15 protein-coding genes are annotated in these 17,162 nt (G+C 55.8%); 11 read left to right on the top strand and 4 right to left on the bottom strand.

The genetic code is table 11. The features are described from left to right. Positions 1–26: 26 nt before the first annotated feature. The gene (locus LQK91_RS11730) at positions 27–755 is read right to left on the bottom strand and encodes a gluconate 2-dehydrogenase subunit 3 family protein (RefSeq protein WP_008925470.1); all 729 of its coding nucleotides are present in this window, start codon (positions 753–755) and stop codon (positions 27–29) included. Between the two features lie 689 nt (positions 756–1,444). Between LQK91_RS11730 and LQK91_RS11725 the strand changes: the two genes are divergently transcribed. From LQK91_RS11725 to LQK91_RS11715, 3 genes are all read left to right on the top strand, one after another. Continuing rightward, positions 1,445–3,016, top strand: coding sequence for an ABC transporter substrate-binding protein (locus LQK91_RS11725; RefSeq protein ID WP_003850967.1), 1,572 nt, complete (start codon positions 1,445–1,447; stop codon positions 3,014–3,016). Between the two features lie 119 nt (positions 3,017–3,135). Further along, positions 3,136–4,638 (top strand): helicase HerA-like C-terminal domain-containing protein, encoded by a 1,503-nt coding sequence (locus LQK91_RS11720; protein ID WP_003850968.1) that lies wholly within the window; start codon positions 3,136–3,138, stop codon positions 4,636–4,638. Between the two features lie 26 nt (positions 4,639–4,664). Continuing rightward, complete coding sequence (locus tag LQK91_RS11715; RefSeq protein ID WP_003850970.1) at positions 4,665–5,945, top strand: DUF445 domain-containing protein; 1,281 nt, start codon at positions 4,665–4,667, stop codon at positions 5,943–5,945. A 9-nt stretch (positions 5,946–5,954) separates the two neighbouring features. Here the strand turns inward: LQK91_RS11715 and LQK91_RS11710 are convergent, their stop codons facing one another. Continuing rightward, the gene (locus LQK91_RS11710; protein WP_003850972.1) at positions 5,955–6,863 is read right to left on the bottom strand and encodes a LysR family transcriptional regulator; all 909 of its coding nucleotides are present in this window, start codon (positions 6,861–6,863) and stop codon (positions 5,955–5,957) included. Between the two features lie 102 nt (positions 6,864–6,965). Between LQK91_RS11710 and LQK91_RS11705 the strand changes: the two genes are divergently transcribed. After that, entirely contained in the window at positions 6,966–7,595 is a 630-nt protein-coding gene (locus tag LQK91_RS11705) for an NADPH-dependent F420 reductase (RefSeq protein ID WP_003850975.1), read from the top strand. Between the two features lie 315 nt (positions 7,596–7,910). On the opposite strand, the gene LQK91_RS11700 is transcribed toward LQK91_RS11705, so the two are convergent. Further along, complete coding sequence (locus LQK91_RS11700; RefSeq protein ID WP_003850977.1) at positions 7,911–8,756, bottom strand: BtpA/SgcQ family protein; 846 nt, start codon at positions 8,754–8,756, stop codon at positions 7,911–7,913. Between the two features lie 29 nt (positions 8,757–8,785). Here LQK91_RS11700 and LQK91_RS11695 point away from each other — a divergent pair, with 29 nt between their 5' ends. After that, the gene (locus LQK91_RS11695) at positions 8,786–9,667 is read left to right on the top strand and encodes a PfkB family carbohydrate kinase (RefSeq protein ID WP_078804815.1); all 882 of its coding nucleotides are present in this window, start codon (positions 8,786–8,788) and stop codon (positions 9,665–9,667) included. Here LQK91_RS11695 and LQK91_RS11690 read toward each other — a convergent pair. After that, positions 9,660–10,610, bottom strand: a complete 951-nt coding sequence (locus LQK91_RS11690) for an ABC transporter substrate-binding protein (RefSeq protein ID WP_003850981.1) — start codon at positions 10,608–10,610, stop codon at positions 9,660–9,662. The two genes, LQK91_RS11695 and LQK91_RS11690, sit on opposite strands and share 8 nt — an antisense overlap. 324 nt (positions 10,611–10,934) lie before the next feature. Between LQK91_RS11690 and LQK91_RS11685 the strand changes: the two genes are divergently transcribed. The 6 genes from LQK91_RS11685 (at position 10,935) to LQK91_RS11660 (ending at position 17,062) form a co-directional block, all read left to right on the top strand. Beyond that, a complete protein-coding gene (locus LQK91_RS11685; RefSeq protein ID WP_008925461.1) occupies positions 10,935–11,957 on the top strand; it encodes a LacI family DNA-binding transcriptional regulator in 1,023 nt (340 codons plus the stop codon). A 374-nt stretch (positions 11,958–12,331) separates the two neighbouring features. After that, entirely contained in the window at positions 12,332–13,078 is a 747-nt protein-coding gene (locus LQK91_RS11680) for an ATP-binding cassette domain-containing protein (protein WP_003850984.1), read from the top strand. 22 nt (positions 13,079–13,100) lie between these two features. Continuing rightward, on the top strand, positions 13,101–14,102 hold the full coding sequence (locus tag LQK91_RS11675; protein WP_164913091.1) for an ABC transporter permease: 1,002 nt from the start codon (positions 13,101–13,103) through the stop codon (positions 14,100–14,102). Positions 14,103–14,105: 3 nt separating this feature from the next. Continuing rightward, positions 14,106–15,185, top strand: coding sequence for a phosphotriesterase family protein (locus LQK91_RS11670; protein ID WP_008925458.1), 1,080 nt, complete (start codon positions 14,106–14,108; stop codon positions 15,183–15,185). A 12-nt stretch (positions 15,186–15,197) separates the two neighbouring features. Next, positions 15,198–15,956 carry a glutamine amidotransferase gene (locus LQK91_RS11665; RefSeq protein WP_105099513.1) on the top strand — a complete coding sequence of 253 codons (759 nt, stop codon included), beginning with the start codon at positions 15,198–15,200 and terminating at the stop codon, positions 15,954–15,956. Then, on the top strand, positions 15,953–17,062 hold the full coding sequence (locus LQK91_RS11660) for a M20 family metallopeptidase (RefSeq protein ID WP_105099512.1): 1,110 nt from the start codon (positions 15,953–15,955) through the stop codon (positions 17,060–17,062). Before LQK91_RS11665 ends, LQK91_RS11660 begins: the two co-directional genes overlap by 4 nt. Positions 17,063–17,162: the final 100 nt, after the last annotated feature.

Here is a 17,162-nt window from a genome sequence, read left to right as displayed (position 1 = left end):
TTTCAAATACCTGATGTGGAAGCGCGTTATGCGCGTTCACCTTTGATGCTGACCGGGCCCAGCGGATAAGGCACGTTGTGCTGTTTCACCCATTCGGTGAAGCTGGCACGCGCGCCCGGGAATCCGATGGCGATCCAGGCTTTCATGCCTTTATTACCGCCGTACATCGGGTCGGCCAGGTAGCCATGCTTGGTATCTGAAAGCAGCTGGCTGAAGAAATGGGAAGGTTTAAGATCGGCTTCGCCCAGCGCGGCAAAATCGATCTCGTTTTTGTTGACCTGGGTCAGCACCGCATCTTTCTCTTCCAGCGTCAGTGCATGAAACGCTTTCTGATGTGTGTTCTGCGACCACTGATTAATCAGCCGGATACCGGTCTGATACATCTGCTGTGGGCGGAACGGAATCTGATAACCCATGGTGGCCGGCGCCTGGGTATTAAAAGGCCCCTGCAGGTAGATTTCGCTGCCAAACGCCTCGCTGTGCAGCTGCTGATCGATAAAGATTGGCACGTTGGTTTCCAGCGCGCCCGGCGCTTTGCCTTTGCCGCCCGCCGGAATCAGGCGGTCGGTAGCAGCCAGAATGAATTGCCACTCATCGGCGCTGAAAAAGATCGGTTTGTAATCGGTTAACTCGGGTGCAGCCATCTCTGCAGCCTGTGCCGCAGTCATGCCTTTCAGGACCAGCTCACTTAATGGCAACGCCAGCAGTGAACCGAGCAAAAATTTACGCCTGGTGGTGGGTTTTTCTAAAAGCATATCCGCACGACTCTCATCTGCTAAATACCCGTTTAATTTGTTATGTCGCTGAAAGGCTGAATAGAGTCAGGAAACTCTCCACAGAGATAAATGCATACAGCACTGACGACGGCAAAACAGACAAGGGCGGGTAAAATTATGGTTCGGTGACTAACGGAACTTATCGGTTAATAACCTGGCAATATTAGGGATATAAATATTTCTGAATGTAAAAATTGAATTAAAAAGATGTCGAAGTGAAAGTTTATCATGGTGTTGCAGAAGGGTTATCGAGAGGTAAAAGATTTACATCGCTGAAATCGGGGATAAAACCGCATAAACATCGGGTATTTGGCTGATTCGACGCAGAATGGAGGGTGTTATTTTCACTCTGTCATCATCACGTCTGCTAACCGATAAAAAAAAATCATACTTCCATACAAGAAAAGCGTTTCTGATCGTTAACACTATAGTGGCTTTATCAGCCGCACAATCAGACAGTGCGCAATTTGTGATCGCATGAGTAAAAGCGTATTAATTTTGTGCATTTTAAAGTAACGACGAAATAATTACTGACAGACACTATCTTATTTTGTCTCTTTGCCCAAATCGCTGCGCAAATATTTGTGCAAAGCTCATAACAAACCGGCATTTTGAGATTATCAGGCGCCCGATAGAGTAGAGCAATCAACGGCTCAGGATAATGCTCAATGCGCAAAACACTCTTGTCACTGGTTACTGCTCTGGCACTGGTTCACCCGGCACATGCCGCCACGCCTGCTGACACTCTGGTGGTCGCTGTGCCACTCGATGGCATCATCAGTTTCGATCCGGCGGAAAGTTTTGAAACCGTCAGTAATAGCAGCCTGCGCAATATCTACCAGACGCTGCTGGAGCCGGATCACCAGAACCCGCAGAAGCTCTCGCCACTGGCTGCCACACGCTGGCAGGCCGGGAAAACGCCCCACAGCCTGGTGTTTGACCTCAACCCGCAGGCTCATTTCGCCAGCGGTCATCCGCTCACCGCGCAGGATGTTGTTTTCTCCTTAACCCGCGCCGTCAGACTCAATAAAGCGCCCTCTTTTATCCTGGGCGAGTTTGGCTGGACGCCGGAAAATATCGATCAGCAATTCACGGTGATCAATGACCACCAGTTTGAGCTGCGCTGGCCCGCGGAGATCGGCAGCGATCTGGCGCTGCGCCTGCTTACCGCGCCGGTCGCCTCCATCGTCGACAGTAAACTGGCGCAGGAACACGCCAGCAGCAACGATTACGGCAATGCCTGGCTGAAGAACCACTCCGCTGGCAGTGCGGCTTATGCCATAAAACAGTTTGTGCCGCTGCAGGCGCTGGTGCTGGAGGCCAACCCCCACAGCACGCAGAAGCCGCATCTGAAGCGCGTATTACTGAAAGGTGTGGCCGATCCCGGATCCCGGCGTCTGCTGCTCCAGCAGGGTGATGTGGATGTCGCCTGTCAGCTCGGCCCGGATCAAATTGCCGCACTGAGAAATACTGCCAATGTGCGGGTCGATGCTTTTCCGTCCAGCCTGATCTATTACCTTGGCTTTAACACCCAAAGTCCGCAGCAACCGGCGCTGGGGAACCCGGCGCTGTGGCAGGCGGCACGCTGGCTGGTTGACTATGACAGCCTGGCAAACCAGTTGCTGAAAGGTCAGTACCGCATCCATCAGAGCTTCCTGCCGGACGGCTTTGACGGTGCGCTGAACAGCACGCCGTTCCATTACGATCTGAAAAAGGCGCAGGCGATACTGCAAAAAGGCGGCATTAAACCCGGCACGCATATCGCGCTCACGGTAGTGAACCAGCCGCCTTATATTGATGTGGCGCAGGCGCTGCAGGCGAGTTTTGCCAAAGCGGATGTGAATCTCGATATCCAGCCGGTGGCGGAATCAGAGCTGTGGAGCAAAATGCGCAGTCGCGACTTTCAGGCAATCTTCACCTACTGGGGCGCGGACTACATCGACCCTAACAGTAATGCCAGTACCTTTGCCTCTAACGTGCCAAACGGCGGTAAAACCCTGGCATGGCGCGTCGGCTGGTCCATTCCGGAACTCAGCGCCCAGACCCGCGCCGCCGCTGGTGAAAGCGATGCTGTGAAACGCCGCAACCTCTATACCGGATTGCAAACCCGCATTCAGCAGGATTCACCCTTTGTTGTGCTGCTACAGGGTGCCGTCCAGGTGGCGGTACGCAGCAACCTTAATCACCTGCAGCAGGGCATCGGTGTCAGCCTGCTGAATTTTGAAGAGGTGCAGAAGTAAGTCCTGGTTTGAGGCCGTTGCTTCACGCAGCAACGGCTTTTTTGGTGAATAGTTCTCCTCCTGTGCCGCTCTGGCTTGCTATCCTTCAGGCATAACCTTCAGCCTGAGAGTGGAAAATCATGACTTCCCCGCTACTGATTGCCCGTACGCCAGATGTCGAACTTCATCTGTTACCGCAAATGGCCAACCGCCATGGCCTGATCACCGGCGCAACCGGTACCGGTAAAACCGTCACGCTGCAGAAGCTGGCCGAATCGTTCTCTGCCAGTGGCGTGCCGGTCTTTATGGCCGACGTCAAAGGCGACCTGACCGGCGTGGCAATGGCGGGCCAGTCCAGCGAAAAGCTGCAGGAGAGGCTGGCGAAAATCGGCGTCACCGACTGGCAGCCGCAAAGCAGTCCGGTGGTGCTATGGGATATCTTCGGCGAGAAAGGTCATCCGGTGCGTGCCACTGTCTCCGATCTCGGGCCACTGCTGCTGGCGCGTCTGCTGAACCTCAATGAAGTACAGAGCGGCGTGCTGCAGATTATTTTCCGCATCGCCGATGACCAGGGTTTGCTGCTGCTGGATTTCAAAGATCTGCGCGCCATGACTCAGTACATTGGTGACAACGCCAAAAGTTTCCAGACGCATTACGGCAACATCAACAGCGCCTCGGTCGGCGCGATCCAGCGCGGATTACTGACGCTGGAGCAACAGGGCGCGGAACACTTCTTTGGTGAACCGATGCTGGATATCGCCGACTGGATGCGCGTCGACAGCAATGGCAAAGGGGTGATCAACATCCTTTCCGCCGAGAAGCTTTATCAAATGCCAAAACTCTATGCCACCAGCCTGCTGTGGCTGCTGTCGGAGCTTTATGAGCATCTGCCGGAAGCGGGCGATCTCGATAAGCCAAAGCTGGTGTTCTTCTTTGATGAGGCCCATCTGCTGTTTACCGATGCACCCGCGGTGCTGCTGGAGAAAATCGAACAGGTGATGCGGCTCATCCGCTCCAAAGGCGTCGGCGTCTGGTTTGTCACCCAGAACCCAGGAGATATTCCGGATCGGGTGCTGGGGCAGCTCGGCAACCGGGTGCAGCATGCCCTGCGTGCTTTCACCCCCAAAGATCAGAAAGCAGTAAAAACCGCCGCCGACACCCTGCGTGCCAACCCGTCATTTAACAGTGTTGAGGCGATTCAGGCACTGGGCACCGGCGAAGCGCTGATATCCTTCCTGGATGCCAAAGGCAGCCCGTCGGTAGTGGAACGCGCCATGGTGATTGCGCCCGGCTCGCGCATGGGTCCGGTTACCGGCGATGAACGCAACGGCTTAATCAACCATTCGCCGCTGTATGGCAAATATGATACTGAAATCGATCGCGAATCGGCATTTGAAAAGCTGCAAAAAGGCGTCCAGGCCGCCAGCGATGAAGCCGGTGCACCACCAGCCAAAGGCGACGAGGTTGCGGCAGACGATGGCATTATCGGTGGTCTGAAAGAGATCCTGTTTGGCCGAACCGGTCCGCGCGGCGGTAAGCACGACGGTGTGGTGCAAACCATGGCGAAAAGCGCCACCCGCCAGATCACCAGTCAGATCATTCGTGGGGTACTCGGCAGCCTGCTGGGTGGCCGTCGCCGATGAACCCGGCTCTCTGCTAAGATCAGGTTATGGATAAACAATACGAACTGAAACGGACGAAACGTCTGGCACTGTTGCTGTTACTGCTCGCCGCAGCCACTTTTATCGTCACCCTTTTTCTGCCTCCTGGCTTTTGGGTCAGCGGCGTCAAAGCGATTACGGAGGCCGCAATGGTCGGCGCACTGGCGGACTGGTTTGCGGTGGTGGCGCTGTTCCGGCGCGTGCCGGTGCCCTTTATCTCACGCCATACCGCCATCATCCCGCGCAACAAAGATCGTATCGGCGAGAACCTCGGGCGCTTTGTGCAGGAGAAGTTTCTTGATACCGATTCACTGCTGAATCTCATTCGCCGTCACGATCCTTCAAACCTGCTGGCGCAGTGGCTGAATGCGCCGGGCAACGCGGACCGCATCGGCCGCCATCTGCTGCAGGTGATGCGTGGTTTCCTCGATCTGACCGATGACGCGCGGATCCAGACCTTTATGCGCCGCGCCGTGCATCGTGCGATTGACAAGGTCGACCTCAGCCAGACCAGCGCCATGGTGCTGGAGAGCCTGACCAAAAATAACCGTCATCAGGCGCTGCTGGATGCGGCCATCGAACAGCTGCTGAAGTTGCTGCATAAACCCGCGACCCGCGAGTTTATTGCCATGCAGCTGGTACGCTGGCTGAAACGCGAGCATCCGATCAAAGCCAAAATGTTGCCGACCGAATGGCTGGGTGAACACAGCGCCGAGCTGGTGGCAAACGCGGTCGATTCGCTGCTGGATGATGTGGCTCTGGATCAGGGCCATGAGCTGCGTCTCGGCTTTAACCGGGCGGTAGACAAGCTGATCGTTAAGTTGCAGAACGATCCGGAAATGGCCCAGCGCGCCGAAGAGATCAAAGGCTGGCTGAAAGAGGATGCCTCATTCAACCGCTATATCGGCGAGCTGTGGAATGACATGCGCAACTGGCTCAAAGCCGATCTCAGCAGTGATGATTCGCGGGTGCAGGAGAAAGTACGCGGTGCCGCGATGTGGCTGGGTGAAACCCTGGCGGCCGACCCGGCGCTGCGGGACTCAATGAATCAGCATCTGGAGCAGGCGGCGCGCAGCGTGGCGCCGGAGTTTGCCAGCTTCCTGACGCGTCACATCAGCGACACCGTCAAGAGCTGGGATGCACGCGACATGTCGCAGCAGATCGAGCTGAACATTGGCAAAGACCTGCAGTTCATCCGCATCAACGGCACGCTGGTGGGCGGCACCATCGGGTTGATTCTCTATCTGCTGTCGCAGCTACCCCAGTTAATCCCGCTGCTGAGCCGCTAACCGCCTGGTTTAGCCGGATGCAGGTGGATAGAGGCCAAACCCGGTGATGATGGCCTTAACAAAGCTGCGGATTTTCACCGTCTGGCGACGGCCCGCTGGGATTAGCACATGCATGGGACGTGCTGGCCCGGCATAATCGGGCAGCACCTGGACCAGCCTGCCCAGCCTGATCTCTTCAGACAGAATGGTGGCGGGTCCCAGGGTAATGCCGTAGCCCTCCAGCGCTGCGTGCAGGAGCGCTTTCCAGTCATTCGATCGCATTCTTCCCTGCGGATGCACTTCTTCGACTTTCCCGGCCTGAGTAAACACCCAGCGGCAGGGTTTTGAAGGCGACCATATCCCATAAACGAGACAGGCGTGGTTCTCCAGATCTGCTGGCGTGGCAGGAAAACCGTGCCGCGCCAGATAGGCGGGTGACGCGCAGGCTATCAGCTCATAGGGCTGCAACGGATGGGCGATAATCGAACTATCGGGCAGCGCACCAATCCGGATCACCACCTCATATCCCTCTTCAAACGGATCAACCAGCCGATCGCTGAGTTCAAGATCAACCTGCGTATCAGGAAACCGATCAAGATAGCGGGTGACAAACGGTGCCAGGCTAAAAGAACCAAAGGTGACCGGCGCGCTGACCTTTAGCGTACCGGACGGACGCTGCTGCATATCCAGCGCAATTGCATCTGCTTCCTGCACGTCTGCCAGCACGATTTTGCAGCGTTCGTAATAATTGCGGCCCACATCCGTCAGGCTTTGTCGTCGCGTGGTGCGATGCAGAAGTAGCGTGCCGAGATGCCTCTCCAGCGCCGCGATATGCTTCGCCACCATTTGCGGTGAGATGAGCAATTTCCCGGCGGCGGCGGCAAACGAACCTGATTCCGCGACGGTAACAAATACGTTCATGCTGGTAAGTCGATCCATGATTCCCTCCTGTTGGTTGTTTATATTGCGTCCGTTTGTCGGTTTATTCACCTCCTGTTTTTAATTAAGGTCAGGACGTGAAAACTCATTGAGGAACAACCCATGAAAATAGGCATTATTGGCGCAGGTTTTGTTGGCCGGGCGATAGCAAAACTGGCAATTAAAGCGGGACATGAGGTGATGCTCAGCAACTCGCGTGATCCACGAACGCTGTTCAGTCTGAAACCGATGATTGGTTGCGAAACCGGTACTGCCACCGAGGCTGCAAACTTCGGCGAAGTGGTCGTGATCGCTGTGCCGCTCACGGCAACTGAGCAACTTCCGGCAGCGGAGTTACGGGGAAAAATCGTGCTTGATGCGGTCAATTACTATCCCGACCGCGATGGCGACATCGAAGAGCTACTTAGTGGTGGCATCAGCACCAGTGAACGGCTTGCCCGCCAGTTTCCCGGCAGCCGGATCACCAAGGCATTTAATGCCATCCGCATGACCGATCTGGAAACCCAGGGCCTGCCCCCGGGCGATGCGAACCGTCAGGCGCTACCGCTGGCGGGAGATGACAGCGAAGGAAAGGCTATCGTCACGGCGCTTTATGATGCCTTTGGGTTTGATGCGGTGGATGCGGGCGCGTTAGCGGAAGGCTGGCGTTTCGAGCGTGCGACACCCGCCTATTGTGTCGCACTCAGCAGAGAACAACTTATCAGGACACTTTTGGAGACCACCCGGCGCTAAGCATAAACAGCCTGTGGGTATAGAGAAAAGCGGCTGAAACCGTCATTCGCAGACGGCTAATAAACGTATGCTCCCTGAGCTGGCACGGTTAGCCAACTAAAAAGGCCGCTTTCGCGTAATGCCGATCAGTTAAGACAGAAATGATCGGTTGAACGATCCAGTGGCTGAGTGAAAATCCTTAAAGAAGCATTATCCGCGGGCGGTAAAAAAGAAACCGCAGCGTTACCCGCTGCGGCGTTCTTAAAAGCTTAACTGACAAGCATTACGCCTCATCAGCAGGGTTTTTTGTGGTCTGCGCCAGGTGATAAACGGTGGTTAAGCCGGATCCAGCGCAGCCTGTGCGATCGCCATAAAGTGTTTTACCCTCTCGCGATCCACATCGTTCCACCAGACACCATCCACCTTAAGTGCACTGGCCACAATTACGGCCTGCGTGCGGCCCAGAATCTGGCAGACGTTAGCGGGTGTGACGCCCGACCCCACCAGCAGGGGTAAGGTGGTGGCGGCGCGGATCTCGTCGATTTCCTCCAGTGTGGCGCTGTCACCGGTGCGCTGTCCGGTGGCGATAACTGCATCTGCTTCAAAGAAATCAACATCGCGTGTCAGTTCCTGAATGGAGCGATCGGCCACTATCGCATGGCTGCCGTGTTTAACGTGACTGTCGGCAAACACCCGAATATGTTCGGCGCGCAGCTGGCTGCGGTAGCGCAGCGCTTTCGCGGCAGCCCCTTCAATAAAACCTTCGTTGGCGATATAAGCATTGGCCCACTGATTGACGCGGATAAAATCCGCCCCGCCCGCCAGCGCGGTGGCAAAAGCAGGTAATGCAGCGTTCGCCAGCACATTAATACCCAGCGGCACGCCGAAACGTTCGCGTACTTTTTCCGTAATCACCGCCATCAGCGCCGGCGTTTCCGGGCCGATATCCTCAGGTTTGGAAAAAGGAATATCGCCATGATTTTCCACAATCAGGCCGTGAACGCCGCCCAGAATATAGTTTTCCGCATCACGTAATGCTCGATCAATTATCGCGCTGACGGGTTTACCGCGATATTTAGGCGAACCCGGAAAAGGGTCACAGTGAATAACACCAATAACAGCTTTAGGACGGGAAAATATCGCTTGTATTGCATCAATTTTTTCTGCTGATATAGCAACCATCGCTTCTTAATCCTGTTCAGGAAAACACTATGCGTGTTTATGTGGCTGGTAATATTACTGTCGATGAAACCTGGTCTGTTACCGATATTCCAGCTAAGGGCGCCTCTGTTCACGGTTATCAACGTTCGCAGGATATCGGCGGCAAAGGCGCGAACCAGGCGATCGTATTATCCCGCTGCGGCATCGAGACCTGTTTACTTGCCGCGACCGGTCATGACAGCAATGGAAAATGGATCCGTCAGCAGCTCATGAACGAGCCCGTGACGTTATTGCCCACGCAGTCCATTACCGCGTTGAGCGACACCTCACTTATTCTGCACAGCGCCGATGGCGATAACGCCATTATTACCAGTAAGACGGCGGCCGAGGCGCTGGATATTGATACGCTTCGCCACCATCTTGCCAGCGCGCGTCCGGGCGATCTGCTGGTGCAGCAGGGCAATTTCTCCCCTGAGAAAACCCATGCGCTGTTCAGTCTGGCTAAGTCCCAGGGACTGATTACCGTCTTTAACCCCTCGCCAGTGCACGCCGGTTTTGCCGCATGCTGGTCGCTGGTGGATATCGCCGTGGTCAATCAGCACGAAGCGCAACAGTTACAGCCCGACGCAGTAAACACAGTGGTGACTACGCTCGGAAGTGCAGGTGTCTGGCTCACTCAGGGCGACCAGCGAATATTCTGCCCGGCGCACCCCGCCGATGCAGTAGATACCACCGGCGCAGGCGATACTTTTCTGGCCGTGATGCTGGCTTCCGCGATCCTGCGCGAGGGTGACATTGATGCATTAGCACTCGCGCATGCCAGTCAGGCTGCTGCGCTGACCGTCAGCCGTTATGGCACACGTCAGGCCTTTCCCACTGCAGAAGAGCTCGCCGCACTGCTCCAGTCAGGCGGCGAGTCAGCGATTACTTAAACATCGCGCGGTAGCTGTCCACGTTAGCTTTGGTTACCACTGTGGCCGGCACCAGAATGGTTTTTGCCACCGTTTTGCCCGACGTAAGCGCGTTCAGCGCTTTTACTGCCTCTTCACCCATCTTTTTCGGATCCTGCTGCAGCACGGCCGTGACATAACCGCCATCAATGCCGCTGATGGCTTTTGAGGTCAGATCCCAGCCAAAGACTTTGATTTCCTTCTGGCGCCCCTGATTTTCAACGGCAGCAATCGCACCCAGCAGAGCGGGTTCACCGGTCGCGTAGATAGCCGTTAAATCCGGGTTACCGGTAATCAGGTTTTCTGCTGCTGTCATCGCAGTATCCTGCACGTTCTGACCATCAACCACATCCGCCACGGTGATACCCGGATTGCTCTTGATGGTTTCTTCAAACCCTTTCTGACGCTGGTTCTGTACGGCCGAATTCAGTGCGCCCACAATGCCCAGCCGCGCTTTGCCGCCCATATCTTTCGCCACGTAGTCGACAAAATATTTACCAATAATTTTGCCGCCTTCCAGGTTATCCACGCCCACCTGTGCTGCCTGCGGCCCCGCTGGTAATACCGCATCAATGGCAATCACCGGTATTTTAGCTGCCGCTGCTTCTTTTATGGCTGGCATAATGCCGTTGACGTCAATTGCATCCACCATAATGCCCTTCACGCCCTGCTGAATATAATTTTCTATCGCATCGTTCTGCGACACGGGATTATCGTTGGCATTGAAGATCACTAAATTTTTACCACTTGCTTTCGCTGCTTCCTGGGCGCCCTTGTTCATCTGATTAAAAAACAGGGCCTGCTGATTAATCTGAACCAGCGCATATGTGGAAGCGGCTTGCGCCAATGAAAATAACGAACCCGCAGACAGTAAGCCGGTTGCCAGTGCAACAGCGCGCAGTTTTCTGGTGTTAAATGCCATCATCTTAAAATTCCTCGTCGGGAATGAGAGATAACCAGTCGATCTCCGCATCGAAATGCAGAGGGATTATTGTTGGCGGGCAAATATCGTCTGAATGGCTGCTTCAGCCAGGACCTGAATAATCGACTTTCTGCACACCGTCCATTATGGTGCACGTATGAAAGAGAGTAATCGGGCTTGGGAGTGACTCCCGGGTAATGCGGTAAACTGCCTCTAACATTCGCTTCTGCTTAAATTTTGTCAAGCGATTATTTTATCGTCAGCGGTCAGGGAAAAAACTGTATTCGCTGCGCGCAACTGTGTTACTGATAGCCGATTCCGGGCAAGATGGCAGATGATATGAGTAAAAAACGGGTGCTGTTATCCGATGTTGCAGCGCTGGCCGGACTGTCAAAAGCGACCGTTTCCCGCTATATGAATCAAAGCATTATCCTGCCGCAGGAGACGATCGACCGCATTGAAGCGGCGATTCGCCAGCTGGATTATCGCGGTAATAGCCTGGCTCGTCGCCTGAGCAAGGGCGGCAGTGAAACCCTGGGGCTGGTGCTACCCGATATTACCAACCCCTTCTTTGCCGAACTGGCGGATGCCGCCGAAGAAGCCGCCTCTGCCCATGGCTACAGCCTGGTGCTCTGCATTACCCGAAACCACCCTGGCAAAGAGAGTCAGTTTATCCGCTGGCTGGATACCTGCCAGGTGGACGGCCTGCTGTTTACCACCAACCATCCTGATAACGGCCTGTTACGTAAAGAAATTAACCGCCACCAGCGCATCGTGCTGCTGGATGAAGATATTCCGGGTAGCGTGGTGCCTAAGGTCTTTGCCGACAACGTTCAGGGAGGCCGGATTGCTACCGAAAACCTGATCGCCGCAGGTCACCGGCACATTGCCTTTGTCGGCGGTCCGGATGAACTGATGAGTGTGCGTGAACGCTACCAGGGCTTTTGCACCGCCATGGAGCAGGCTGGCCTGCATGTCCTGCCTGAATGGGTGATGTATGGCGAATACCAGCGCGAGTTCGGTAAACAGGCGCTGGAACGGCTGTTTAGCTGCGCTGAGCGCCCTACCGCCGTCTTTGCTGCCAGTGATTTTCTCGTGCTGGGATTGATGGATGGCCTGCGCGCGCGCGGACTCAAAGCACCCGAAGCGCTGTCGCTGGTTGGCTTTGATGACGCGACCTATGCCGACTTCACCCTACCCCGTATTTCAACCATCCGCCAGCCCGCACGGGAGCTGGGCCGCACGGCGGTAGAGATTATGTTGCGTATTCTGAATGATGACCTGTCGATCCCCGCCGAAACCCGCCTGCCGGTAGAGTGGGTGGCGCGTGACTCGATCCAAATTTGTTAACAACGTCCCAGAATGGCGCAAAAGCGCACAGCTTTGGCGCAAATAATGAGCTTTTTAATTTCTCAGGTTTATAGTAAGTAAACCGGTTTACCTAAAGTAAAATGTTAAATGCATTTTATTACAGTTAGTTAGACCGCGAGTGTAGCGCCTGTTCACAGGCTGGCACGGAAGCTGCAATGTCGTACCTGGCAAACAAATATCGTTGTAGCGTGTTGTTCTGTGTGTTGAGACAAAGGTTTTATCCTGCAGGTAAACCGGTTTACAAGGGTGTAAACCGTGCCGGATAACCCTTTTACATGCAGATTGACAGTCCTGTTAGCGGTGATGGGAGTAATCACATGCAGCAAGCACAAACTGCCCAGACACGGGTAGAGATGGTGAATATTACCAAGACCTACGGCGCGATACGGTCGCTTCGCGGCGTAAACCTGCAACTGGCTAAAGGTGAAGTGCTGGGGCTGGTGGGCGACAACGGCGCGGGCAAATCGACCCTGACCAAGGTGCTGTCAGGGGCTGTCGTGCCAACCAGCGGTACGATTCGTATTGATGGTGAGGACCAGCATTTCAGTAACCCGGCGGATTCTCGCCGCTGCCATATCGAGATGGTTTATCAGGACCTGTCGCTGTGCGATACCGTCGATGTGGCAGGCAACCTGTTTATGGGACGTGAGCCGATGAAGTCCATTCTCGGCATTCCGTTTCTGGATGAAGAGAAAATGCACGCTGATGCACGGGAGATGCTGAAAGGGCTGGGGATTTCTATCCCGGACACCCGGCTGCTGGTGCGCAATTTATCCGGCGGGCAGCGCCAGGCGATTGCCATTGCGCGCGCGGCCGCTTTCGATCCCAAAGTGCTGATCATGGATGAACCTACCGCCGCGCTGGCCGTCGCCGAAGTGGAGGCGGTACTGGAGTTGATCCGCCGGGTGTCAGCACGTGGCGTGAGCGTCATCCTGATCACTCATCGCCTGCAGGATCTGTTCCTGGTCTGCGATCGCATCATGGTGATGTACGAGGGCACCAACGTGGCGGAACGCCGGGTGGCCGATACGGACCTGACTGAGATCGTCAATTTGATCGTGGGTGAAAAATTTGTCGCCCGCTCGGCCGCAGCGCACTGAGCGAGGTAACAGGATGACTATTATGAATCTGAGCAGTTCCCGTATGGCACAGCACTCGCTGCCGCGTCGCCTTCTGCATAACCACTCTGGCGTAGTCAGCATCGCGCTGTTTTTCGTATTCTGCTGCGTGGTGTTTTCCCTGATCACCGGCAACTTTCTCAGTAGCGCTAACTGGCTGAATATCATCCGTCAGAGTGCGCCATTACTGATCGTCGCCACGGCAATGACGCTGGTGATCACCACGGGTGGGATCGATCTTTCCGTGGGGTCAACACTGGCCCTTGTCGGCGCCTTGTCCGCTATCGCCCTGAATAACTGGGGCCTGCCCTGGCCGGTGGTCTTGCTGGGCGGCCTGCTGCTGGGTGCGCTGGTCGGTGCTATCAACGGCTTTTTTATCGCCTATGAAGGCATTCCTGCCTTTATCGTCACGCTGGCGACGCTGGCGGTGGTGCGCGGCGTGGCGCTGCTGATCACTCAGGGTTACTCCATTCCCATCCCCGCTGACAGCCTGTTCGCCTTTATGGGACGCGCATGGGTGCTGGGTGTGCCGATGCCTGCGCTGATTGGCATCGTGGTGCTGGTGGTCGGCCATATCGTGCTGAACCATATGCGTTTTGGTCGCTATGTCACGGCCATTGGCGCAAATGCAGAAGGTGCGCGCCGTAGCGGGATTAATACCAAAGCCGTCACCATGAAAGTCTACATTATCAGCGGTATGGCGGCGGCGCTGGCGGGCATGATCATCACTGCTCGCCTGGGCAGCGGCTCTTCTAACCAGGGCGAAGGCTTTGAGCTGCAGGTCATCGCTGCGGTGGTGCTGGGCAGTACCAGCCTGTTCGGCGGCTTCGGCACCGTTGTTGGCACGCTGTTAGGCGCGCTGTCGATTGCCATCATCCAGAACGGCCTGATTTTGTCGCATATCTCCCCGTTTTATACGCAGATCGCCACCGGTACGATTATTCTGCTGGCCATCTGGCTGAACACCCGCATTCTCAACCCGACGCGGTCGGCGGCGAAAGGATAGCGCATGAAACATTCTATTTTTCGCCATCCCGATCCGCTGCCACTGGGTATCAGTAGCGGCTATGTGATGACCGTGCTCGGCCCATTGCCGGTGAGTGAAATGGGCGTAACGCTGATGCACGAACATATCCTGCTGGATGCCTCAGGCAAATGGGTGCCGCCCTGCTGCTGCGGCGATCGTCATCTGGCGGAAATGCCGGTCAGCATTGAAAACCTGGGCGAACTGTCACTCAACCCGCTTATCAGCCGCGACAACTGTCAGCTGTTTGATGTGGATTTGGCGATTGAAGAGCTGATGAAGTTCCGGGCGCTGGGCGGCGATACGGTGGTGGATCCCACGAATATCGGCATTGGCCGCGATCCCAAAGCCCTGCAGCGGATCGCGCGCCTGACCGGGCTGAATATCATCATGAGCACCGGGCTGTATCTGGAACCGTCACATCCGGACTGGATGAAAACGATCAGCATTGAAGCACTGACCGACAAGCTGATTTACGACCTGGGCGGCAGAGAAGATAAACCCGACGTGCTGGCAGGTCTTATTGGTGAGATCGGCGTTTCCAGCCGCTTTACCCCCAATGAAGAGAAATCCCTGCGGGCTGCAGGCCGCGCCAGCGCTGCGACAAATGTGCCGATTGAGGTGCATCTGCCCGGCTGGGAGCGTCTGGGTCATCGTGTCCTGGATATTCTTGAAGAAGAAGGGGCTGACCTGCGCCATGTCGTGCTGTGCCATATGAACCCCAGCTTTGCGGATAAGCGTTACCAGCGCGAGCTTGCAGAGCGCGGAGCCTTCCTAGAGTACGACATGATCGGCATGAGTTATTACTACGCCGATGAATCTGCGCAGTCGCCGTCCGATGAGGAGAATGCCCGCGCCATTCGCGAGCTGATTGATGACGGCTTTATTGAACAGGTGTTGTTGTCGCAGGACGTGTTCCTGAAAACCATGCTGACCCGCTACGGCGGTCATGGCTATGGCTACATCCTTAAACATTTTGTTCCGCGCCTGAAACGCCATGGCGTCAGCGGCGAACAACTTGAAACCTTACTGATTGCTAACCCACAGCGCGTTTTTGGTGGGTAAGGGAGAACCGTAATGCAGAAGAAAATTTTACTGGTCGGTGAGTCCTGGACCAGCACGTCCGTTCACGTCAAAGGCTTCGATCAGTTTGCCACTGCTACCTGGCATAATGGCGCAACCGACTTTATGGCAGCGCTGGCCGACAGTGATTATGCCATCACCTACATGCCCGCTCATGCTGCCGCCACCGAGTTTCCACTCACGCCTGATGGGCTTTCGCAGTGGGACGCGATCATTCTGTCCGACATCGGTGCGAATACGTTGCTGCTGCACCCGGATACCTGGCTAAAGAGCCAGCGCACAGCGAACCGCCTGACACTGATCCACGACTATGTGGCCGCAGGCGGCGCACTAATGATGATTGGCGGCTACTTTAGTTTTCAGGGTATCAATGGCGGTGCGCGCTATCGCAACACGGCCGTGGAGAAAGTCTTACCAGTGCGCTGCCTGGCCTGGGATGACCGCATTGAAACGCCTGAAGGGGCTTATCCCAGCGTCACGGAATCTCACCCGCTATTTAGTGATATCCCCCACGAATGGCCATGGTTACTGGGTTATAACGAGGTGGAAATGCACCCTGAAGGCAAACTGCTGGCGACCATTGCCGGCACGGAACATCCGCTGCTGGCAGTGCGCGAATATCAGCAGGGCCGTTCACTGGTCTGGACCAGTGATATGTCGGCGCACTGGCTGCCGCAGGAATTTGCACAGTGGCCGGGTTATCGCCAGCTGTGGATCAACTGTCTGGACTGGTTAACGGTGCGTGGCGAATGAGCCAGAGCCTGATACTGGCGCAGCAACTGCTGCGTTTTGACACCATTAATCCCCCGGGCAATGAAGCAGCCTGCATGCAGTTCCTGGCAGACTGGCTGACGCAGCGTGGCTTCGACGTCACCCTGTCGACCTTCGGTGAAAACCGCCTGAACCTTATTGCCAGCCTGCCTGGCAGCCTGCCTGGACCGAAGTTAGCGTTTACCGGCCATCTGGATACGGTTCCTCTCGGCAACGCCGACTGGCAGTACGATCCGTTTGGGGAAGTTGTGGGCGACAGGCTATATGGGCGGGGATCGAGTGACATGAAGGCCGCCGTCGCGGCCTTTGCCGTCGCCTGCGTGACGCACCAGCCGGCAATTCAGCAAGGGTCGGGGGTTGTCCTGTTGATCACAGGCGGGGAAGAGACGGGGTGCGACGGCGCGCAAGCACTGATTGATACCACCGACCTGCCCGAGGTTGGCGCATTGATTGTCGGCGAGCCTACCAGCAACTATCCGGTTATCGGCCACAAAGGCGCACTCTGGCTACGCTGTGAAACCCGGGGCAAAACAGCGCACGGCGCGATGCCTGAGCTGGGTATTAATGCCATTTATCTGGCGGCGGAGGCACTGGGCAAGATTCAGCACTTCTCACCCGGCGCACCTCATCCGCTGATGAAGCAGCCAACCATTAACGTCGGACGCATTGCCGGCGGTCTGAACATTAATTCCGTGCCCGATCGTACGCAGTTTGACGTGGATATCCGTAGCGCGCCCAATCTGCATCACGCAGCAATTCGTCAGCAATTGACAACATTACTGGGAGAGAGCGTCACGGTGACGACGCTGGTGGATCTGCCAGCGGTGTTGAGCGAAGAGAATCAGGCCTGGATTCAGTCGGTTTATCAGCACTGTCAGGCATTACATGACGCCCCGCTGACACCGCGCATTGTGCCCTACTTTACCGATGCATCATTACTGCTGCCCGCGCTGGGCACGCCGCCCTGTATTATCCTGGGTCCCGGCGAGCCCTCAATGGCACATCAGACCGATGAGTATTGCCTGCTGACCCGGTTAGCAGAAGCGGAAACGCTGTATGGTGCAGTGATAAACGACTGGATGCGTTGATGCATTAATGAAGGGATTTATGACACTGCGGGATGACTGAAATGGCACAGGGTGCGTGCCATGAAAAAGGCCGCCCTGAGAGGCGGCCTTTTTGCGGCTG

The organism is Pantoea sp. MHSD4 (assembly GCF_021043305.1).
Lineage (GTDB): Bacteria > Pseudomonadota > Gammaproteobacteria > Enterobacterales > Enterobacteriaceae > Pantoea > Pantoea eucalypti.
The sequence above is the reverse complement of the archived record's forward strand: the minus strand, read 5'-3'. Positions and strand labels throughout refer to the sequence as shown.